The 22,410-nt window shown below is 37.8% G+C and carries 23 protein-coding genes and 1 tRNA gene; 2 read left to right on the top strand and 22 right to left on the bottom strand.

Annotated features, from left to right (window positions below; translation table 11 throughout):
* Positions 1-11 precede the first annotated feature (11 nt).
* A complete protein-coding gene (locus GKE48_RS13420; RefSeq protein WP_055215737.1) occupies positions 12-1,439 on the bottom strand; it encodes a methyl-accepting chemotaxis protein in 1,428 nt (475 codons plus the stop codon).
* Between the two features lie 229 nt (positions 1,440-1,668).
* Here GKE48_RS13420 and GKE48_RS13415 point away from each other — a divergent pair, with 229 nt between their 5' ends.
* Positions 1,669-2,622, top strand: a complete 954-nt coding sequence (locus GKE48_RS13415) for an ABC transporter substrate-binding protein (protein WP_228003433.1) — start codon at positions 1,669-1,671, stop codon at positions 2,620-2,622.
* Positions 2,623-2,637: 15 nt separating this feature from the next.
* Here the strand turns inward: GKE48_RS13415 and GKE48_RS13410 are convergent, their stop codons facing one another.
* The 11 genes from GKE48_RS13410 to GKE48_RS13360 all read right to left on the bottom strand — a co-directional run bounded on the left by GKE48_RS13410 (position 2,638) and on the right by GKE48_RS13360 (position 14,361).
* Complete coding sequence (locus GKE48_RS13410) at positions 2,638-5,019, bottom strand: HAD-IC family P-type ATPase (protein ID WP_055215738.1); 2,382 nt, start codon at positions 5,017-5,019, stop codon at positions 2,638-2,640.
* Positions 5,012-5,860 (bottom strand): YhfC family intramembrane metalloprotease, encoded by an 849-nt coding sequence (locus GKE48_RS13405; RefSeq protein WP_022098788.1) that lies wholly within the window; start codon positions 5,858-5,860, stop codon positions 5,012-5,014. Before GKE48_RS13405 ends, GKE48_RS13410 begins: the two co-directional genes overlap by 8 nt.
* Positions 5,861-5,987: 127 nt before the next feature.
* A complete protein-coding gene (locus GKE48_RS13400) occupies positions 5,988-6,185 on the bottom strand; it encodes a cold-shock protein (protein WP_022098789.1) in 198 nt (65 codons plus the stop codon).
* Between the two features lie 90 nt (positions 6,186-6,275).
* Positions 6,276-8,288 carry an LTA synthase family protein gene (locus GKE48_RS13395; protein ID WP_055215739.1) on the bottom strand — a complete coding sequence of 671 codons (2,013 nt, stop codon included), beginning with the start codon at positions 8,286-8,288 and terminating at the stop codon, positions 6,276-6,278.
* 23 nt (positions 8,289-8,311) lie between these two features.
* Positions 8,312-9,043, bottom strand: coding sequence for a DUF2225 domain-containing protein (locus tag GKE48_RS13390; protein ID WP_022098791.1), 732 nt, complete (start codon positions 9,041-9,043; stop codon positions 8,312-8,314).
* Positions 9,044-9,056: 13 nt separating this feature from the next.
* The gene (locus GKE48_RS13385) at positions 9,057-10,733 is read right to left on the bottom strand and encodes a glutamine--tRNA ligase/YqeY domain fusion protein (RefSeq protein WP_055215740.1); all 1,677 of its coding nucleotides are present in this window, start codon (positions 10,731-10,733) and stop codon (positions 9,057-9,059) included.
* A gap of 76 nt (positions 10,734-10,809) precedes the next feature.
* Positions 10,810-11,322, bottom strand: coding sequence for a shikimate kinase (locus GKE48_RS13380; protein ID WP_055215741.1), 513 nt, complete (start codon positions 11,320-11,322; stop codon positions 10,810-10,812).
* 23 nt (positions 11,323-11,345) lie between these two features.
* Positions 11,346-12,224 carry an Hsp33 family molecular chaperone HslO gene (hslO, locus tag GKE48_RS13375; RefSeq protein ID WP_154301310.1) on the bottom strand — a complete coding sequence of 293 codons (879 nt, stop codon included), beginning with the start codon at positions 12,222-12,224 and terminating at the stop codon, positions 11,346-11,348.
* 13 nt (positions 12,225-12,237) lie between these two features.
* Positions 12,238-12,984 carry a class I SAM-dependent DNA methyltransferase gene (locus tag GKE48_RS13370; protein WP_022098795.1) on the bottom strand — a complete coding sequence of 249 codons (747 nt, stop codon included), beginning with the start codon at positions 12,982-12,984 and terminating at the stop codon, positions 12,238-12,240.
* Positions 12,985-13,061: 77 nt separating this feature from the next.
* Positions 13,062-13,568 (bottom strand): SEC-C metal-binding domain-containing protein, encoded by a 507-nt coding sequence (locus GKE48_RS13365; RefSeq protein WP_022098796.1) that lies wholly within the window; start codon positions 13,566-13,568, stop codon positions 13,062-13,064.
* A gap of 28 nt (positions 13,569-13,596) precedes the next feature.
* On the bottom strand, positions 13,597-14,361 hold the full coding sequence (locus GKE48_RS13360; protein WP_055215743.1) for a hypothetical protein: 765 nt from the start codon (positions 14,359-14,361) through the stop codon (positions 13,597-13,599).
* A gap of 168 nt (positions 14,362-14,529) precedes the next feature.
* Between GKE48_RS13360 and GKE48_RS13355 the strand changes: the two genes are divergently transcribed.
* Positions 14,530-14,736, top strand: a complete 207-nt coding sequence (locus GKE48_RS13355) for a hypothetical protein (protein WP_022098798.1) — start codon at positions 14,530-14,532, stop codon at positions 14,734-14,736.
* Positions 14,737-14,738: 2 nt separating this feature from the next.
* Here the strand turns inward: GKE48_RS13355 and deoC are convergent, their stop codons facing one another.
* From deoC to tsaA, 10 genes are all read right to left on the bottom strand, one after another.
* Positions 14,739-15,386 carry a deoxyribose-phosphate aldolase gene (gene deoC / locus GKE48_RS13350; protein ID WP_154301309.1) on the bottom strand — a complete coding sequence of 216 codons (648 nt, stop codon included), beginning with the start codon at positions 15,384-15,386 and terminating at the stop codon, positions 14,739-14,741.
* A 149-nt stretch (positions 15,387-15,535) separates the two neighbouring features.
* The gene (locus tag GKE48_RS13345; protein ID WP_055215745.1) at positions 15,536-16,831 is read right to left on the bottom strand and encodes an adenylosuccinate synthase; all 1,296 of its coding nucleotides are present in this window, start codon (positions 16,829-16,831) and stop codon (positions 15,536-15,538) included.
* Positions 16,832-16,873: 42 nt separating this feature from the next.
* Positions 16,874-16,945 (bottom strand) — tRNA-Thr (locus GKE48_RS13340).
* A 28-nt stretch (positions 16,946-16,973) separates the two neighbouring features.
* Positions 16,974-17,585 (bottom strand): RNA polymerase sporulation sigma factor SigH, encoded by a 612-nt coding sequence (gene sigH / locus GKE48_RS13335; protein WP_118148678.1) that lies wholly within the window; start codon positions 17,583-17,585, stop codon positions 16,974-16,976.
* 11 nt (positions 17,586-17,596) lie between these two features.
* Positions 17,597-18,337 carry a 23S rRNA (guanosine(2251)-2'-O)-methyltransferase RlmB gene (gene rlmB / locus GKE48_RS13330; protein WP_022098802.1) on the bottom strand — a complete coding sequence of 247 codons (741 nt, stop codon included), beginning with the start codon at positions 18,335-18,337 and terminating at the stop codon, positions 17,597-17,599.
* 70 nt (positions 18,338-18,407) lie between these two features.
* A complete protein-coding gene (locus GKE48_RS13325; RefSeq protein WP_154301308.1) occupies positions 18,408-18,851 on the bottom strand; it encodes a Mini-ribonuclease 3 in 444 nt (147 codons plus the stop codon).
* On the bottom strand, positions 18,836-20,254 hold the full coding sequence (cysS, locus tag GKE48_RS13320; protein WP_022098803.1) for a cysteine--tRNA ligase: 1,419 nt from the start codon (positions 20,252-20,254) through the stop codon (positions 18,836-18,838). Before cysS ends, GKE48_RS13325 begins: the two co-directional genes overlap by 16 nt.
* 26 nt (positions 20,255-20,280) lie before the next feature.
* Positions 20,281-20,955, bottom strand: a complete 675-nt coding sequence (gene cysE / locus GKE48_RS13315; RefSeq protein ID WP_012738739.1) for a serine O-acetyltransferase — start codon at positions 20,953-20,955, stop codon at positions 20,281-20,283.
* Between the two features lie 71 nt (positions 20,956-21,026).
* Positions 21,027-21,578: a 2-C-methyl-D-erythritol 2,4-cyclodiphosphate synthase gene (ispF, locus tag GKE48_RS13310; protein WP_055288207.1), complete on the bottom strand. Its 552-nt coding sequence runs from the start codon at positions 21,576-21,578 to the stop codon at positions 21,027-21,029.
* 99 nt (positions 21,579-21,677) lie between these two features.
* Positions 21,678-22,379 carry a tRNA (N6-threonylcarbamoyladenosine(37)-N6)-methyltransferase TrmO gene (gene tsaA / locus GKE48_RS13305; protein WP_154301307.1) on the bottom strand — a complete coding sequence of 234 codons (702 nt, stop codon included), beginning with the start codon at positions 22,377-22,379 and terminating at the stop codon, positions 21,678-21,680.
* Between the last annotated feature and the right edge of the window lie 31 nt (positions 22,380-22,410).

The raw sequence follows: 22,410 nt of genomic DNA, 5'->3' as shown, positions 1-22,410 counted from the left end.
ATTCACTTTAATTACTTTCTGAAAGTCACTTTTTCAGTTTCATCAGTATAACCAATTGTTCTCATATAGCTCTTGAACTCTTCTATCTTATTACTATATACACCAAATGCATCATAGCACTTCTGGAAGTATTCAAGTGCAAGTTCTACATTACCAGACTCCTTGGCGTTCCAAGAATCAACAGCATATTTATGAATCTGTCTGTGTGCCGCATCAAGATCCTTAAACTGTCTGCTTCCTGTAATACGCGTATCTGTCTGTGCTTTCATCCACTTACCTAACTTACATCCATCCGGATTGTTAAGCTGTGTAACCTTAAGAGTTTCAAATCCAACAGCATTATTATATACTCTCCACATAAGGATAAAGTGGTCAATCTGGAATATTCTTATCATATCCTGTGTTGTAACATTAGAGAATGACCTGAACATATCACTTCTTGCAGTATCAATATATCTGCCAATCTTATAGATATGAGTACCTGTAGCCATACAGTTATCAGATAACTTATCATAGCTTGCCGCAATACTGTCTACCTGCTTGGCAAATTCTGTAGTAATAGATGACTGTGTATCAATATCTGCGAATATTCCGTTAACAGCATCATTAATTGCAACCATCTGGTTATTCATTCTTTCAATATCTGAAAGTGATTCTTCAACCTTTGAATTACCTTCTGAAAGCTTAACAGTTGTATCATCCATGGATACTGCCAATCTTCCAATATCATCATTGAGTTCCCTTACATAATTAACAATATCATCAGCAGATTCTGATGTACTGCTTGATAACTGTCTTACCTGATCAGCAACAACTGCAAAACCTTTTCCTGCCTCTCCTGCTCTTGCAGCCTCAATAGAAGCATTGAGAGCTAACAGATTACTCTGGCTTGCAACCTTCTTCACAATATCAACAATCTCTCCAATCTTATGAATCTTGTCCTGAAATTCCTGTACCTGTCTGTTAATATCCGAAATCTTTTCTGATGACTCATTAACAACCTTAATACTCTCATTCATATTAGCTGTACTGTTCTGTGTAGCAGCAAGCATCTCATGAGTATTGTCCTTAATATCAGCCATGGCAACATTAATGTGGTTAATAGATTCTTCAAGATTATGTCCTGACTCTCCCATAGCACCAATAGCCTGAGCCTGTGACTGCACCTCATCCATCATATTCTTTACATATGAATTATCGCCAATTGACTCCATAGCCTCATTAAGTCTCATTACGAAATTATTATTGAATCTCTTATAAGTCTCAACAACTTCATTAAACTTATTGGCAACCTCAGGATTTTCAAAAAGTGTTATATCAGCCGGTGATTCACCTGTATGCGATATCTCACCAGATATTATCTTATCAAATACATCAAGCAATGTATTCAAATCATTACCTGACGCTGCTTTAGCTGTTGTTTTATTCTTTCTAAACATAACGCTCCTCCATATACAGATATTAAATTATCTACACTGTAATTTTCTATTATGATACCATAATTTCTCATTAAATGACAATCTTTTTATTACTTTTGTGGAACAAAATTACAGAAAAATAATACTATAACAATAAAAGCAGCTACAACGGAGAATTTCATTGAAGAATTTCAGCAAATATATATCATTATTTATTATTATGACCATCATACTGGTCACAACATTTCCAATGACAGCCTGCAACAAAGAAAATGCAGACAATTCCGTTAAAAAAATCACTCTCTGCGAAGTTACACACTCTATATTCTATGCACCACAATATGTCGCCATTGAGAATGGATATTTTGCCGACGAAGGGCTTGAGCTTACCGTAACTAATGGTTTTGGTGCTGACAAAGTAATGACAGCCTTAATATCCGGTGATGCAGATATTGGATTCATGGGTTCTGAATCATCAATCTATGTATATGCCGAAGGCTCTGATGACTATGCTGTCAACTTTGCCGGACTTACACAGCGTGCTGGCAATTTCCTTGTAGGAAGAGAATCCAATGATAATTTTGACTGGTCTGAACTTAAAGGAAAAACTGTTATCGGCGGCAGAGCCGGCGGTATGCCCCAGATGTTATTTGAATATATTCTGAAAAAGAATAATATTAACCCTGAAACAGACCTTGAAATCCTTCAGAATGTTGATTTTGGTTCAACTTCTGCCGCATTCACATCTGGAATAGGTGATTACACAGTTGAATTTGAGCCTTCTGCAACTTTACTTGAACAGCAGGGTGAAGGCCACGTTATCGCCTCGCTCGGTGTAGAAAGCGGCTATGTTCCTTACACAGCATATTGTGCAAAGAAAAGCTATATCAAGAAAAATCCTGATGTAATCCAGAAATTCACTAACGCTACACAGAAGGGGCTTGATTATGTCAATACACATTCATCAGCAGAAATTGCGGCCATCATTGCACCTCAGTTTAAAGAAACCGATATTGCAACAATAACCGCAATTGTTGAAAGATATAAATCACAGGATACATGGAAAACCTCTACTGTATTCACCGAAGACAGTTTTAATCTTTTACAGGACATTCTTACGCAGGCTGGTGAGCTTAAATCTCCAGTTCCTTACAGCAGCCTTGTAACAACTGAATTCTCTGAAAAAGCTCTAAATAAGCAGTAATACATTTTTAATATATCAGCCTTTAAGCAGGTGTCTGAAATGACGGTTATGGTTCTCAAAGAAATCTATCAGCCATGCCGTCATCCTGCATACATATCTGTACAGAGGCAGCGACAGAACCATCATCATAACAGTAAGATTAAGTGCCAGCCCCTTTAATACAACCATTGCAAATAATGAGCGTAAAAATATCATTGAAAATACAATTCCGCATGCCATTGCAACGCATACACATACTCTTATTATATCGAATGGCTTACATACTCTTACCAGTGCTGCCATGCCCACGGTAAGAAGCACAAGTGTTGCTGCAGTCGCTGTCTGCTCATGTGGTGCACCTGTGCAATTGCCATATATTGTTATAATCGTAACTACAATAAAATCCGTCAGACCTGTAGGCAACGCCTTTAGTACTACATTTAGCAGGAAATCACCCTTTATAAGACTCTTATTAGGCTGTAATGCCAGAAAGAAAGCCGGTACACCTATTGTAAATATTCCTAAGAATGATAACTGGGTCGGATATAAAGGATACAGATTAACTGATATAAGTGTAAATATCGTAAGCAGCATTGAGAATATATTCTTTGCAAGAAACAGCGATGCTGAACGCTTAATATTATTGACAACCCTTCTTCCTTCTCCAACAACATCCGGCATCTTTGAAAAATCAGAGTCCAGAAGAACTATCTGTGCTGCATTGCTGGCAGCCTCACTTCCTGATGCCATTGCAACACTACAGTCAGCACATTTTAATGCAAGTACATCATTGACCCCGTCACCTGTCATTGCGACAACATTGCCTGCCATCTTAAATGCTTCTATAATCTTTTTCTTCTGCTCCGGAATAACTCTTCCAAAAACAGTATATTTCTGAACCGCATCTGCTATATCCTTATCCGTTTTAAGTGTAGTCGCATCTATGTAATATGTGGCATCATCTATCCCTGCCCGTATTGCAACCTTTGATGCAGTCAGCGGATTATCTCCAGATATAACTTTAATTGCGACCCCCTGCTTTTTAAAATATTCAAATGTTTCTTTTGCCGTTTCTCTTATCTCATTCTCAAGTATTATAAAAGCCATAGGAGTTATCGCCTTTGTGACAGCCTCTCCTGTTATCTGCTCATTTGCCAGCCCAAACACGACAATTCTCTCTCCATTGCATGAATACTTATCAATAATATTCCTATAATCAGGATATGAATCAAGAAGCAGATATTCAGGTGCGCCTAACAGATATACATCTTTTCCATATCTTGCACCACTGTATTTATTCTGAGAAGAAAATGGAAATACCTGGTCACATTCACATTCTTCTTCAATTCCATAATACGAATGTATTGCTTCCATTGTTGCATTGTCAGAACTGATTGCTGCCACTACATTTTTTATAATTCTCTCTGTTTCATGGTAATCAGTATGCTTTCCGTAACCATCTGTGTAATCCAATATTTCAACATGGGTAACTGACATATCTGGTCTGGTTATTGTTCCGGTTTTATCAACACACAATACATTAACTCTCGCCAGTGTTTCTACACAGTTCATCTCATGTACAATAACATTCTTCTTTCCAAGTCTCATAACACTGACAACCAGTGCAACACTTGCAAGCAGATACAGCCCTTCTGGAATCATTCCGACAAGTGAGGCTACCATTGAATCTATACTGCTCTTTATTGAGCCCCCGACTGCAAATCTGCTCTGTAAAAACAGTCCTGCTCCTATAGGTATTATAAGGACACCGATTGTCTTAACAAGCTTATCAAGAGATTGCATCATATCTGTTTTGTGTTTCTTTCGTCCTGCCTTTGCTTCTATTGCAAGCTTTGCTGCATATGCGTCAAGACCGACATTTGTAAGCACAGCCTTACATTCTCCTGACACAATAAAACTGCCGGAGAGTAATATATCCCCGGCATTCTTGACAACCTCGTCAGACTCACCAGTAACTAATGATTCATTGACACGAACAAACCCATCAACAAGAATTGCATCTGCACTCAGCTGGTTTCCAGCTGAAAATACGCACAAATCTCCCTTAACCAGAGTCTCCGAAGCTACAGTATGTAATTGTCCATCTCTTATAACCGATGTCTTAGGTGCATTAACCACCGTAAGTTTATCAAGAACCTTCTTAGCTCTTATCTCCTGAATTATTCCAATAAACATATTAGAAATAATTACTGGAAGAAATGTCATATTATTATATGACCTCACAAAAGCCAGAAGAACAGCAAATACAGCAAATATCAGGTTGAAATATGTAAATACATTGCCCGCAACAATCTGGCCAATGGTCTTGGATTGTTTTCCAACTGACACATTGACCATGCCATCATTTGTTAACTGCTCTACTTCATCTGCTGTTAGTCCTTTTTTCACATCAGTCATTTGAGTATTTTATCTCCTTCATAATGAATTGCTTGATAAATAAAGCTATTCCTCCCACAATCACAAGCTTAACAATAAACAAAACAATAATATTAGTAAGTGAAAATGCATTATATAACTGGAACATTATATTAGAAACAAACTGTGCAATTATCGCATAATATGCATACATATAATTAACCTGTTTCTTTACTACGCCATATACAACCATAAACAGCATTATATTAAGTGCAATATCAAGAACCGCAGATACAGCCATTAAAAACCACAAAATCGCAGGCGAATCAATCAGCTGTGATACATTTGAAGTATATAATGTAATTACATCACTCTCAGCCATTCCGCTGTTAAACATATCCGAGATGAATTTTTCTAATCCATTAGCTGATATTGCCTGTGCATATACAAAAAATGTAAACATTGACAATGCATAAGTAATAACGGTATCTCCAATTGCAAGACCCGTTCCTGCCATAAGCACGTCCCCTGTTCTGTTATATCTGTCAGTCATCATCTTTGCCGTAAACCATCTTGCAATACCAAACCCTGCTGCAAGCAGAATATTATATATAACCACATATGCATTGGTATTATACGTAAATGACTGATCAACATTAGGTATAAGCGAAAGAACACTCATCAAAAGCTGTGAAAACATAAACCCAAATACAACATACGAAAGAACACCTAATGCCAAAGGTATAAATCTTCCCTTCCATCTCTTAATTACCAACACAAGAAGAACTATCAGAACAGATATAACAAGTATTGCGCCTGCTGATATCATACTGACAGTTGCATTACTCACTGTCTTGTCATAATTAATATTTAAATTCTCCATAAAACCTCCAGATTATATTATCAAAAAAGGCGGTCCAATATTAATTGTGACCGCCCCCATAATCCTATTGTGTTACAATATATCTTTCTATATATAATATAAAAAAGGCACACTGAAAAACAACCGATTATAATTTTGTTACGTTAGTAGCCTGAGGACCCTTTGCGCCATCTGTTACATCAAACTCAACCTGAGCGCCTTCCTCTAAAGACTTGAAGCCTTCCATGTTAAGTCCAGAGTAATGTACAAATACATCCTTTCCTGACTCATCACTGATAAAGCCGTAACCCTTCTGGTTGTTGAACCATTTAACTGTACCCTTCATTTCAAGTACCTCCAAAAAAAATCTTGATGTTTGAAACACCTTACTAATATTACCATTTCAGGTACCCGCTGTCAATTAAAGATAGCACATTTACTGTTGTTGTGCGTTTTTCTTACTCTGTTGCTTTACTGTAAAAGTTGTACGGCTGAGTTCAACTTTATCATCGCCCTTCTGTGCAACAACAACTACATCGTCCTTCTTTACATTAATACCATTAACTCTTAAAAGACGGTCACTCACCTTTTCCGTGGTATATTCTTTCCCGTTAATCAGAACACAACTGTAATCGTTAAAACTGCTGCCCTCAATAAACACCGTATCATTATAATTATAGACATCTGTTATCTCAATATCATCAATACCCATCTTAAGATTTGTAGCCTCATATGGTGTTTCTCCACCATAAATTTCCTTTTTACCATACAGAATGTCATATTCCAGAATTTTGAGATTCTTCAAATACTCATCTTCTGGAAGTTTCTGCTTTGACTGATGATATTTCATGATATATCCCTCAGATATACCAAGTCTTTGCATTACATACGCAGACAACTGATATGCCTGAATATTCTTTTCCTGTCTGTCCATATCAAAGTTACTCCAGATTACATACTGTGTCTGGAATTTATCTCCGTTAGTAAGCATTTCATCTGTAAAATCAAATGTAGGTAAATGATCTCCATAAAGCACAAGTACAGTTTCTTCATCTCTCTCTGATAAAGACTGTATAAGCTCACCTATGAACTTATCCATCTCATGAATCTGGTTTACATAATATTCAAATGATGTCTGCTGTTCTGCAACTGGAAAGTTAGTCACTTTAATCTCTGGTGTGTATCCTTCCATTGGTGTAGATGGATAATCACCATGTCCCTGTACAGATATTGTAAACACATAGTCAGTTCCAGCTGTTGAATCAAGTGCCTTAGTAATCTCTCCTGTAAGAATATAATCCTTAGCCCATCCCATAGGCGTTTCTTCAAACCCATCCATATATTCAATTGAAGTAAATGTTTCATATCCCAGATGTGAAAACACCAGATTTCTATCATAGAATGTTCCATCATTATTGTGTATTGCATGAGTTGAATAACCAAGTTTCTTAAGGTCATAGGCCATAGACTCACATACCTTGGATTTCATAATTGTTCTATATGGATATTCACCTGGTCCAAAATCATCAATATTAATTCCTGTCTGTACTTCAAACTCTGTATTACATGTTCCTGCTCCAAAGCATGGAACTGAGAGATATCCTGAAGAACATTCAGATATAAGTTTTTGATAATTAGGCAGCGGATTCTCTGATAAAGTTATTCCTTTTACATGTGTAGGATCAAAAAAAGACTCCAGTTGGACAAATATAATATTAGGAGTCTTTTCACTCGCTTCAACATCAACATTATCAAGATCATTCTTAAGTGAATCCATATATTCTTCAGAATAATCTCCTGATTTCTTAATTCCCCGGTCAAGCACACTGCTCACAAAGCAGTGACTGAATCCGTATTTCTTATATGCCTGGGCAAGATTACCAAAGTGACCTTCAACAGCTCCTGTAAACAGAAGAGTAATTCCCATTCCGTATGCTGCAAGAAATACAAGTATCATCTGTACTGCTGCATATGCAACAAACTTTGTTTTCTTAATTGTCACTTCAAGTTTTGGGGCTTTCCGCCACAGAAAAACAAGTCCTGCAATAACCGCTATAACCAGTAATGCAATAAGAATAATCTGTATAACACTCACATATAATCCCGCAACCTTTATAGCATCTTTTATAAGATAAAAATCCATCGCCGTAAATGGCGTTTTTCTTGAAGAAAGTATTATAAAATTAGTAAGTGCCAATCCAATCCAAAAAACAGAAACCACACTATACACAAACATTCTTCTCCTAAAAAATAATGCAAGTGCCATGCTTGTCATTATTATAAGTGTATTGTATATAAAAATAATTGGATGCATAAATGGAAATGCAAGTCCCATTATTCCTCTTCTGTTAAAACATTCAACTATTAGTTCAAGAACAATAGAATAAACTGCTGTGTGAACCAGATCATAGGTCCATATCTTCTGTACAAAAGCTTTAACCCTGTTCATAATGATTATACGCCCCTTTAGTGCTAATTCTTTTTAATAGTCTCCAATACATCTCTTGTTTTATTTTTTAATTTCATGCTGGCTGTTCTGGATATAAGCAAAGCAGAACCATATCTTCTTGCCTCATCTATCTTTCCACAATGGATTCCAATGCTTGTGAGCAGATATGTTATCGTATTCTCGTCCATTCCCGCTATTGGAGGATATTCAGTCTCTCTTGCCTGTTTAAAACCTCTGTATGCATCTTCCAGATACTCTTTTTCATATTTCTCATACATACTTATACGTTCTTGTGCTGCTCCATTAGCCTTTGCCTCTTGTATCTCCCCACGATATATCCACGCCAGCTTTAAGCAAAGATATGCACTCTCACTTATCTTGCCACCTGTCACCATCTCTGTAAGCATCGCCATCTTGCATCGTTTCACAGCTCTCTCATAGCTGTAAGTTTCTGTTTCCGGCTCCTTTGCAGTAAATCTTGAAGACACATTGTCCCTTACAGCCTGCCTCTGTTTTTCAGTATGATGTCCAAACAAACGTAAACTGGCTGCATAGCCACAATGTGGGCACATTATTATATCATATTTACATGTATCAATTCCTTCATATAGAGGCTTTAATATATCATCTGTCCCAATAAATCTTGCTTTTCCGGTTCTTACCTGCTTTGTTTTAAATTCCTTCCCACATACATCACATTTGATTGTCTTATCAAAAATATAATCTGTTTCCTTCTTTTGTCCAATACCTTCCATCAGGATAACCTCACTATTTCTGTAATTTGAATGAACTCTTAAGTGAAACTATCCTGTTAAATATAGGCTTACCCTGTTCTGAATCTTTATTATCAACGCAGAAATAGCCATTTCTTACAAACTGGAACTTATCTTCACTTACAGCTTTCATAAGCTCTGGTTCAAGATAACACTCTGTAAGAACAATCTTAGAGTTCGGATTGATATTCATAGAACCATCTTCTTCGTTATAAACGCCCTTTTCTTCATCTACGATATTCTCGTATAATCTGACTTCAGCTTTACAGCCTTCTGTAGCAGAAACCCAGTGTATTGTTCCCTTAACCTTACGGCCTGTGAAATTTCCACCCCTAGTCTCAGGATCATAAGTACAATGTACTTCTATAACCTTTCCATTCTCATCCTTGACATAGTCAGTACATGTAACAAAATATGCATTCATAAGACGCACTTCATTACCAGGGAAAAGTCTGAAATATTTCTTAGGAGGCTCTTCCATGAAATCCTCTCTCTCAATATAAAGTTCCTTTGTAAATGGAACTTTTCTTGTTCCCATCTCTGGATTTTCCTGATTATTAGCCACTTCCATATATTCAACCTGGCCTTCAGGATAATTATCAATGACAAGCTTAACAGGATCAAGAACAGCCATCATTCTCTTAACCTTAAGCTTTAAATCTTCTCTTATACAATATTCAAGCATTGGATATTCAACTGAACCCTGTGCCTTAGTAACACCAACAAGCTCAACGAACATCTTAATAGCTTCAGGAGTAAATCCTCTTCTTCTTAAAGCTGCAATAGATACAAGTCTTGGATCATCCCATCCGTCAACAATTCCATCTTCTACAAGCTTCTTAATATATCTCTTACCTGTTACAACATTAGTAAGATATAACTTTGCAAATTCAATCTGCTTAGGATTCTCCTCTGGAGATGTCTTATAACCGGTCTCAATTACAACCCAGTCATAAAGAGGTCTGTGATCCTCAAATTCAAGTGTACATATAGAATGTGTAATTCCCTCTACTGCATCCTCAATAGGATGTGCAAAATCATACATCGGATATATGCACCACTGATCTCCTGTTCTGTGGTGTGTCATATGTGCAACTCTGTAAATAACAGGATCTCTCATATTAATATTAGGAGATGCCATATCAATCTTAGCTCTTAAAACCTTCGTTCCGTCTGCATATTTTCCTTCCTTCATCTCCTCAAAAAGCTGAAGATTCTCTTCTACAGAACGGTTTCTATAAGGACTTTCCTTACCTGGTTCAGTAAGAGTTCCTCTGTACTTTCTAATCTCCTCCGCAGATAAATCATCTACATAAGCTTTTCCCTTCTTGATAAGTTTTACAGCTGCTTCATACATCTGTGGAAAATAATCTGATGCAAAAAGGACGTCTCCGTTCCACTCTGCTCCAAGCCATTCAACATCTGCCTTAATAGAGTCTACGAATTCAACCTTTTCCTTAGTAGGATTAGTATCATCAAATCTCATATTAAACTGTCCGCCATATTCCTTTGCAAGTCCATAATTTAATAATATAGACTTGGCATGTCCAATATGAAGATATCCATTAGGTTCTGGTGGAAATCTTGTAATGACCTTCTTGCAATGGCCACTCTCAATATCCTTATCTATAATCTGCTCAATAAAGTTCTTAGAAAGAGCTTCGTTTTCCATGTTAATCCTCCTTGTTTTCGTATTTAAAAGGTAAAGATTATTGTACCCTAAATTCTTACATAGTTCAACCAGTTGTTTAATTATACTGGTCTTTATTCATTATAATATCATACAGCATCTCCACAGTTTCTCTTATCTGCTTTCCCTGCTCATTAAGCGTAATGTCTGCATATTTCTTATAAAGTGCGGCCCTGTCAGCATATATCTCTTCCACAGTTGTCTTTCCATTAGACACAACCCCACGTTCTTTAAGACTTCCAAGTCTCTCCTCAAGTGATTCTGGTGGAAGTTCAAGATAAACCACAGTACCAATATCCTTAAAATGTTCCATTGCCTCTTTTCCATATACAGCACTCCCACCTGTTGCAATAACCGTGTGGTGTGGACTGATGGAACAATTCACTTCATTTTCAATCTGTATGAATCCTGCATCTCCGTGCTTTTCAATTATCCTTTCAAGAGTCATTCCCTCTCTTTGCTGAATAACAAGATCTGAATCAATGAATCCAAATCCTATCTTCTTGGCAAGCACTACTCCAAGTGAACTTTTTCCGCTTCCCGGCATGCCTATAAGTATAATATTATTCATGTGTACCTCCATACGCCTGAGATTTATCTTGTACAGCAGTCATACATTTCCTTAAGCTCATCAACTGTAAATGTATAATGTGAATTACAGAAGTGACAATTAACCTCAATTGGCTCACCATCATCAATCATCTTCTGTATTTCTTCTTTTCCTACACTGATAACAGCTTTGCTCACTCTGTCCTTAGAACAGTTACAGTAAAACTTTGTTGGAATAGTGTCAAGAATATCAAGCTCCATATCCCCAAGAATATGTTCCAGAATCTGTTCAGGAGTCATTCCTTCCTCCAGCATGGCTGTAACAGACTTAATCTCCTTAATTCTAGCCTCAAGCTTATCTATAAATTCATCCGTTGCTCCCGGCATAAGCTGGATAATAAATCCTCCAGCCTGCTCAACAGTATTATCCTTATTCATAAGAACGCCAAGTCCTACAGAAGATGGAACCTGCTCACTGTTAGCAAAATAATAAGTAAGGTCATCTGCAATCTCACTTGTGATAAGAATAGTATCACCAACATATGGCTCTTTAAGTCCAATATCCTTAATTACACTTAATACACCAATTCCTACCGCATCCGCAATATCAAGCTTTCCATCCTTAAGTGGAAGCATAACCTGTGGATTGCCAACAAATCCCTTAACCTCCCCCTTAGGATTAGCTGTAACTGTCATACTTCCGATTGGACCATTGCCCTTAATCTGTACAGTAAGAATATCCGCATCATTCTTCATCATTGCGCCCATCATCGCACCACCTGTAAGAAGTCTTCCAAGTGCAACAGTTGCGATAGGACTCATGTTATGTCTTTCTTTTGCTTCTTCAACAAGCCCTTTCGTTGTAGTGGCAAATGCTCTTACCTGGCCACCTGCTGCTGTGGCTCTAACAATATAATCACCCATAATTATCTCCTTATTATTTCTCAATCACAAAATATAATCTTTCCGACTTATCGTCAGGCATATCCTTAGTAAATGCATTATACACATTTTTCACGGTAAGTCCAGCCTTATTAACTGCACCTGTAACCTCATCTATAGTAAAGCCATGCTGATAGTGCTGTTCTTCAAATCTGTCAAATGTACCATCCTCATTCTTAACAAACACAGCAAGCTCATATTCATTATTGCGTTCTTTCTCATCATAATAGTTGTCCCATATAAATGCAGAATCTTCCCTGTTCTCAGCATATGTATTCTCAGCAAGTATATCCCTGAAGAAATGTATTGTCTTTAAATCAAATATAAATACACCGCCTTTTTTAAGGTTCTCACTAACACATGCAAATACACTTTCAAGGTCAGGAACAGATGTAATATAATTCATGGAATCCCCTATACTTATCATACCGTCTACTTCATAAGGCACTTCAAAATCCCTCATATCCTGACATGTATATATAACCTGCGAACCCTCTTCAAATGTTTTCTCAGAAGCTATAGACAGCATATCCTCAGACATATCAAGTCCAACACAGTCATAGCCTTCCTTAGCAAGCATTCTTGTAACAGTTCCTGTTCCACAGCCCAATTCAAGCACTGATGAATCACCTGACACACCATTTTCCTTAAGGAGAGCAATCATGTACTGCCCCCATTCCTCATATGGAATATTATCCATATACTCATCATAAACATATGCAAAGCCTGTATATGCATCCATTATAATTACCTCTTATCATTCCTGTACTTAACATTAAAATGACCTGCCATTATCTGGCAGGTCTTAGTGTTTAAAAGCTATGCATTCTTTCCACAGCACTGCTTATATTTCTTTCCACTTCCGCATGGGCACGGATCATTTCTTCCGATTTTCTTGCCCTTAACAACAGTTCCAGAAAGCTTCTGCTTCTTGTAAAGGTCTTTTCTTGTCTGCTCATCAAGAAGGTTATCCCACTGTGGCAATTCATAAAGCCAGTCAGCCTTGCAGCCTACCATGTTGTAATAAAGTTTTTCCTTGTCATAATCGAGACTAACTTCTGTATTCTCATCCATAGTTTCAATTGGATTAGGAGTCTTTAAGCTGTCATTGATACCATCAAGGAATCCTGTCATAAGAAGTACTTCTACTCCAAACTTCTCTGCTAATTCCTTAACAGTTCCTTTAACTACTGTATCAGAATCTGCGAGAATCTGCTCATAAATAGCCTTCTCCTGATTAAAATATGAACCCCAGAATTCTGAAGCGTTCTTCTGATCCATCTCTGTCTCGTATGCGAGTTTTCTCCATGTTTCTAATAATGCCATGTCTGATTGTTACCTTTCAAAATATTAATTATGTGTACTGGTTGTATGTATAACCAGATGAGTATGAATACAGTCCATTAGATGTATAAGAATTCTTAGTAGATAATTCTGATAACTGTGATACTGCATTACCATATATAGTTGAAGCCTTGGCAGATATTGTCTGTCCAAATGAGCCGGAATCCTTGAATACCGACTTAACCACAGCCATATCTGAAGCCTTTAACTTATCCTCGTCTACCGTCAGCTTATTATCTGAGCCGACAGATATACCAATCTTCTTAAGAAGATCAGCATTAACCCTTGTATAATTCACCATATTAGATGCACTGTTAAGCACATATCTGCTTGAAGAATCTGCTGTAGATGATACTAAAGAATTATAATTCTTAACAAATGAAGATACTGCCTTTGCAATCTTATCAGTATCATATTCTTTAGCTGTATTGCCATCTTTATCTGTCTTATCAACTTTAGACCACAGAGAGTACTTCTTAAGTTCTGATGCTGAATCCACAAGTGATGCTGCGTTGTCTCTGTTTACCGTCGCATTATTCTTCTGTATATCAATACTCTGTACCTTACCGGTATTCTTATTGGCAGTCGCACCATCCGTTGATTCAGAAGCCTTATTGCTGTAATACTTCCTCATCAGTTTGCTATAAGAGCCATTCTTTATTGAATTATAAGTTGTAAAATCAATGCCATATGACAATGATGTTCCACTAGACGAATTATTGAGTCCTGCGAACAATGCTGATATTGTACTGGCATTATAAGCATTAATTGACATATGCATACCTCCTTGTCTATTGATTCTGTTTCCTAATAGTTACATCGGCCTCCATGCCTCATTTAATTATAACATTTTTTATCTGTTACGCAACATTTTTATAAATAACTTGAGCGGCATGCCAATGTAATGTATATTATTAAGTATCTGACATTGGAGGTCTTATTCATGAAACGATTAAAACGATTTGCTGCATTAACTGCAGTCATACTCTGGGGCATAATGATAATCGCCACTTTAATACTTGCATTCATAGACAATGAGGCATGTCATAAAGTATTTACAGGTCTGCTCTTCACAGACATTGTATTTCCTGTTGTAATATATGCAATGACACTTGTATACAAGATTCTTTCAGGAAGGAATAAGCAGTAATTTTACTGCCTTCCTTCCATAATCTTAATTGTAGCGCTTGTTCCAAGCCTGTCAGCTCCGGCATCTATCATGGCAGCTGCTGTGTTGTAATCTCTTATTCCGCCTGCCGCTTTAACCTTACACTTTCCTTCCACATGGGCTTTCATAAGTGCAACATCACTTATTGTTGCACCTCCTGTAGAGAATCCTGTTGAAGTCTTGACATAATCAGCTCCTGCCTTAACAGACAGTTCGCACGCCTTAATCTTCTCCTCATCAGTCAGAAGACAGTTCTCGAATATAACCTTTAAAGCTTTTCCTGCACATGCATCCCTTACTGCCTTAATATCCTCATACACAGCATCATATTCACCTGCTTTAAGAAGTCCTACAGGAATAACCATATCAATCTCATCCGCACCATCTTCTACGGCTTTCTTAGTCTCATAAGCCTTTACGTCTGTACTCATAGCTCCCAGCGGAAATCCAACAACAACACATGTCTTAACATCACTTCCGGAAAGACATTCTTTTGCAAATGCTGTATATATTCCATTAACGCATACTGATGCAAAATTATACTTTTTTGCTTCTTCACATAATGTACGTATATCATCCTTAGTCGCTTCCGGCTTTAAGTCAGTGTGGTCAAAATATTTATTAAACTTCATATTTCCCTCCTTGTTTTGCGAAGCAAAATCCATGTGCTTATTGTAAGCACATTCCCCTCAGGTGAGGAGAGGGATTTACCTTCAATTACCTATAAAAAGACCGTATCTGCAAAACTGTTGTACTGCAGATACGGTAATGTTAAATATTATTATTTAGAAAATTTACTCTTTCTGTGGATAATCTCATGTCTTCCAGGGCCATTAGATACCATTGTGATAGGGGCTTCAATTTCCTGCTCAATAGCCTCAATATAGTTACGGCACTCAACAGGAAGTTCTTCATAGTTAGTAATTCCTCTGATATCTGACTTCCAGCCTGGCATAGTCTTTAATACCGGCTTAGCCTTCTCAAGCTGTGGAGTAGTTGGGAAATCCTTAGTAATCTTTCCATCTATCTCATATCCAACACACATTGGAATCTCATCAAGATATCCAAGTACATCAAGAACTGTAAGAGCAACCTCTGTTGTTCCCTGCATTCTTACGCCATAACGTGTAGCAACTGCATCGAACCATCCCATTCTTCTAGGACGTCCTGTAGTAGCTCCGAATTCACCACCGTCTCCACCTCTGCGTCTGAGTTCATCTGCCTCATCACCAAAGATTTCGCTTACAAATGCTCCGGCACCAACTGCTGAAGAATATGCCTTAACAACTGTAACAACATCTGTAATTGATGCAGCCGGAATACCAGCACCAATAGCACCATAAGGAGCTAATGTTGATGATGAAGTTACCATTGGATATATACCATGGTCAGTATCCTTAAGAGAACCTAACTGACCCTCAAGTAAAATCTTCTTTCCGTCTTTAAGTGCCTGATGTAAAAATGCTGATGTATCACATACATATGGCTCAACCATCTCTTTATATTCCATAAGAGTATTGAATATCTCTTCTTCATTAAGAAGTGGCTGATGATAGAGATGCTCAAGCATAACATTCTTTAATGTACATACATTAGCAATCTTTTCCTTAAGTTCCTGCTCGTCTCCGAATAATTCATTAACCTGGAAACCAATCTTAGCATACTTATCTGAATAGAATGGAGCAATACCTGACTTGGTAGAACCAAATGATTTACCAGCAAGTCTTGCTTCTTCATATGTATCAAATGCAACATGATAAGGCATAAGAATCTGTGCCCTGTCTGATACAAGAATCTTAGGCATTGGTACATTACGGTCTGTAAGGCTCTTTAATTCCTTAACAAGATATGGAATATTAAGAGCTACGCCGTTGCCAATGACACTTGTTGTATGGTTATAGAAAACTCCAGAAGGTAAAAGATGAAGCGCGAACTTTCCATAATCATTAATAATAGTATGTCCCGCATTAGCTCCTCCCTGGAATCTTACGATGATGTCTGATTCTTCGGCAAGCATATCAGTAATCTTACCCTTTCCTTCATCACCCCAGTTAGCACCTACAATAGCTTTTACCATAGCGTCCTCCAATCTGTTTTAAAAAACACAAACATTAAATTAAGCTATTGACGGGAATTGAACCCGTGACCTCTTCATTACCAATGAAGTGCTCTACCCCTGAGCTACAATAGCATGTGTCTTAACACACCTATTCATAATATTATAGGTTGGTTATTTTGTCAACTTTATTCCTTATCCTTTGTATAGCATTATCTATAGATTTTGGCGGCTTATCAAGCATCTGCGCAATAGCTATATAATCTTTGCCAGACATATATAATTCCAGCACATTTTTTTCAAAATCACTTAACACACTGTATAATTTATCTTCTAAACTTTCAGCATTTTCCTGATCAATAAAAAGTCTTTCCGGATTCTGTTCCTTATCAGACTTTAGTACATCCACCAGCTTTACCTGAGAATCATCTTCTGGATTGACCGGCTCATCAAAAGAAACATATGTATTAAGTGGTGTATTCTTCTTTCTGTTAGAAGCTGTAACCGCATTAAGAATCTGCCTGTTTATGCACATTCCTGCAAATGTCATGAAAGAAGCATCCTTTTGCTTATCATAGTCACGGACAGCCTTATAAAGGCCTATCATTCCCTCCTGGATTAAATCATCACTGTCTCCTCCGGCAAGAAACATGGCTTTTGCTTTCTTTCGCACTATATACTTATATCTCTCAAATATGTACTCAATTGCCTGCTCATTACCTGCCCTGTACATATCAATAAGCTCTTCATCAGGATACTCTTCCATATGCTTCATAAAAAAACTCCCTAATTAAGTCTCTGACGGACTATTTCGTATGCAAGAACACCTGCTGCAACTGAGGCATTTAAAGAATCAATATCACCCTTCATAGGAATTGATGCGATGAAATCACATTTGTCCTTAACAAGACGGCTTACTCCATTGCCCTCATTACCTATAACAAGGCCGATAGGTCCTTTGAGATTAAGATTATACATTGTCTCCCCGCCCATATCAGCGCATACAAACCAGAGTCCCTGCTTCTTAAGTTCCTCGATTGTCTGTGAAATATTAGTAACCTTAGCTACAGGTGTGTAATTAATCGCGCCTGCTGATGTCTTAGCTACAGTTGCTGTAAGTCCGACAGCTCTTCTCTTAGGAATAATAACTCCATGTGCACCTGCAAGGTTGGCAGTTCTTATAATAGCACCAAGATTGTGAGGATCCTCTATCTCATCAAGAATGAATATAAATGGATCTTCTCCCTTTTCCTTAGCTGCTGCAAGTATATCCTCAACCTCTGCATATTCATAAGCTGCGCCAATGGCAACAACTCCCTGATGATGTCCTGTTCCTGCAAGTCTGTCGAGTCTTTCCTTATCAACATAATTGATAATTGCATCTGTTTTCTTTGCTTCTCTGACAATACTCTTTATTGGTCCATCCTGACAGCCGTCAAGAATAAAAAGCTTATCAATAGTTTTACCAGAGCGGAATGCCTCTAATACAGCATTTCTCCCCTGAAATGTTAATTCATTATATCTCATATATTTCTCCTTATATTAACAAAGCAGAATCCAGTTATCCATTACAGATATGGATTCTGCTTTACCGGCTCTACTTTATCTCAAGGCTTTCCAGTCCCGCTTTAACCAGTTCCATCATCCTCTCATACTGCCCGCTAAGATACAGATATCCCATAAGAGCCTCAAAACCCGTTGCTCTTCTGTAATCTCCAATGCTTGCATTCTTGGCAGATGTGTATGACTTTGCATTACGTCCTCTCTTATACACAGCTTCCTCATGTTCACTGAGCATTGGCTCTATTACACCTATCATGGCAGATTGTGATTCTGCCTTAACAATACTGCTCGTTTTCTTGTTAAGCTTATTAACCTGCATATTGCCCTGCTCTATAACCCATGTCTTAATGACAAGGTCATATATGCTGTCCCCGATATATGCAAGAACAAGAGGTGATAACTGCGAAGGCTCTGTATGCTTCATATCCAGACCTTCATATATGCATTTTACAAGGTCGTTATCTAGGCTCTGCTCCATCTTACGCCCTCTCTTGTATCCTTAAGAACAATTCCCTTTGCTAATAACTCATCTCGAATTTCATCAGCTCTTGCAAAATTCTTATCTTTTCTTGCCTGCTGTCTCTCGGCAATAAGTGCCTCTATATCCTCATCAAGCATTTCTTCCTTCTTGTCTGTCTTAAGTCCAAGAATATCTGTGAGAGTTGTAATCTTCTTCATAAGAGTATCGATGTATTCCTTGGAATTGTCTGAGCTTGAATTAGAGTTAGCAAGCTTTACAAGTTCAAATATAGCTGATATTGCGTCTGCTGTATTGAAATCATCATCCATTGAATCTTCGAATTTCTTATAAATGTCATCTATAGAAGCTATTATCTTCTTCTCATCCTCTGTCATTGGAACATCTTTGGCATTCTCTGACAGATGTCTTAAATTATCAACTGCAGTTAAGATTCTGTCTAATCCGTTCTTTGCTGATTCCATAAGGTCATGGCTGAAATTAACAGGATTGCGGTAATGTGCGCTTAACATGAAGAATCTTAACACTTCAAGGTCATATTCCCTGCTTATATCTCTTACTGTAAAGAAATTGCCTAAAGACTTAGACATCTTCTTGTTATCAATATTAAGAAATGCATTGTGCATCCAGTACTTAGAGAATGGTACTCCATTAGCTGCCTCTGACTGTGCAATCTCATTCTCATGGTGAGGGAATATTAAATCCTCTCCACCTGCATGGATATCGATTTCGTCAGCAAGGTACTTCTTAGACATAACAGAGCATTCAATATGCCAACCCGGTCTTCCATCGCTCCAAGGTGATGGCCAAGATGGCTCTCCTTCTTTCTTAGGCTTCCAGAGAACGAAATCAAGTGGGTCTTCCTTCTCATCCTCACCTGTAACCTTAAGGCTGTGTGCCTCATCTCTGTGTCCTGCCTCCAAGTCGTCAATATTCTTCTTAGATAACTTTCCGTATTCTGCGAACTTTCTTGTTCTGTAGTATACAGTTCCATTGACTTCATAAGCATAACCCTTGTCAATAAGAGTCTGTATCATATCAATCATTCCGCCGATTTCCTGAGTTGCAAGAGGATGTGTTGTTGCAGGCTTAATATTCATGCCCTCCATATCCTTCTTACATTCAGCAATGTATCTTGTTGAAATCTCCTCAGCAGATACACCTTCTTCATTAGCTTTCTTAATAATCTTGTCATCTACATCTGTAAAGTTAGATACATAATTAACATCATATCCCTTATACTCAAGATATCTTCTTACTGTATCAAATACAATCATAGGTCTTGCGTTACCAATATGAATAAGGTTGTATACAGTAGGTCCGCAGACATACATTTTAACCTTACCTTCTTCTAATGGCTTAAACTCTTCTTTTCTTCTGGATAAAGTATTATAAATCCTCATGTCAGATTTCCTTTCATAATCACACTTTAGTTATCATCATACGAGCTGCGGCTTTCATTGACGCTGTTCTCAAGGTGTGCAAGTCTCTTCTTAAGTCTTGCGTTCTCCTGCTTTAAGTTCTCGATATCCTGCATAACAGGATCTGGAAGATGTATCTGGTCTAAATCATCAAACAGTCTTACGCTGTCCTGAATAACAACTCTTCCTGGAACACCAACCACTGTAGAATTCGCTGGCACATCCTTTAATACAACAGAACCCGCACCAATCTTGCAGTTATCACCTATGGTAACTGAGCCAAGAATCTTTGCTCCTGCTCCTACCATAATATTATTCCCCAGAGTAGGATGTCTCTTCCCCTGTTCCTTGCCTGTTCCTCCAAGTGTAACGCCTTGATAAAGTGTTACATTGTTACCGATAATAGCTGTCTCTCCGATAACAACTCCATGTCCATGGTCAATAAAAAGTCCTTCGCCAATCTGCGCTCCCGGATGTATCTCAATTCCAGTCTGTCTTGCAGTTTTCTGTGAAATCTTTCTCGCCTTGTAATATTCGCCCTTAAGATATAACTTATGGGCTTTTCTATATTTAAGTATTGCCTTAAAACTAGGATAAAGATATACCTCTTTATCCGACTTAATAGCAGGGTCTCTGTCCTTTATTACCGCTATTTCCTGCTTTACATAATCTCTATATTTCATAATCTGTTAATCCTGACTTTTCTATTCTTAATTATATTATATGAATTAAAGCTGCGAATGTATTGTCAGTTCTATTTGTTCTGACAGCCCATGCAGCCACCACAGTCAGGTCTACAGTTTGTCATATCAGCCGCACCGTATATATAATTAGAAACAGAATTAAGTGAGCATATTGCCTGTGAAGAAATACCCTCTCCACTTCCGGTAAATCCAAGTCCTTCTTCTGTAGTAGCCTTAACATTGACTCTGTCAACATCAATCTTTAAAGCATCTGCGATATTCTTTCTCATATCATCAATATATGGGCGCATCTTAGGCTTTTGTGCAATAATAGTAGCATCAATATTTTCTATAATATAATTAGCCTCATCTATCTTCTTTCCAACCTCTTCCAGAAGCTTGATACTTGATATTCCCTTGTATCTGTCATCTGTATCCGGGAAATGCTTTCCTATATCTCCAAGTGCAGCCGCACCCAGTAATGCATCCATAATGGCATGAAGAAGCACATCTGCATCAGAGTGTCCAAGCAGACCTAATTCATATGGAATCTCAACTCCGCCCATGATAAGCTTACGGTCTTTAACCAGTTTATGAACATCATATCCCATTCCAACTCTCATATAGCTCCTCCTTAATCTTGATTGCAACATTAATTGTTTACCTAGTCCATATAAGTAAAGCACATTTTAGCTGGATTATCAAGTGAAATTGACACCAGCTCACTTTACCTTCTTATATCCACCAGCCGCCTCAATATCCACCACTTCAAACACAGTCAGCACATCCCCATGCACCTTGAATCTGATATCAAAGCCTGAAAATGTTACCCCATAAGCCCTTGACTCGTCTGTATCATAAGCCGGTCTTGGGTCCTGCTCTAATATTTTAACCACTGCTGTCTGTTTGTTTTCCGGCATTATTGCAAGCAGGTATGATGGAAATATCACTTTAAGATTTCTGTTATAAGTGACTGCCGTAAATCCTTCTTTTGCCTCTGGGTGTGAGTCTGTGAATTTTACATACGGCTTGATATCGTATATTGGCGTGCCATCAACCATATCCACACCTGAAACGAATAGTACCGGTCCTTTATCTGCCGTATATTCTATGTGCTCTAATTTCACACATGACATTCCAATATCATTCGGTCTGAACGGTGACCTTGTTGCAAACACTCCCATTCGTACTTTCCCTCCAAGTCTTGGAGGAGTTACCGTTGACGCTATAGTTTTCTTCTGCGACTTGGAAAACTGCCATAAAACCCATATATGTGAAAAATCCTCCAATCCCCTGAAAGCCTCTGGCTGTCTGTATTCTGGTTCAAATGTTATGACACCTTTTAATTCCTCTATCAATCCACTCTGTCTTGGAATCCCAAATTTTGTTGGAAAATCTGTTGAAATGTGACCTATTATGTTCATTTTACACCTCTGGATTATCACTTTTTTTATT

This window comes from Lachnospira eligens (assembly GCF_009680455.1).
GTDB classification, from domain to species: domain Bacteria; phylum Bacillota; class Clostridia; order Lachnospirales; family Lachnospiraceae; genus Lachnospira; species Lachnospira eligens_A.
This window is presented reverse-complemented; position numbering and strand designations above follow the sequence as displayed.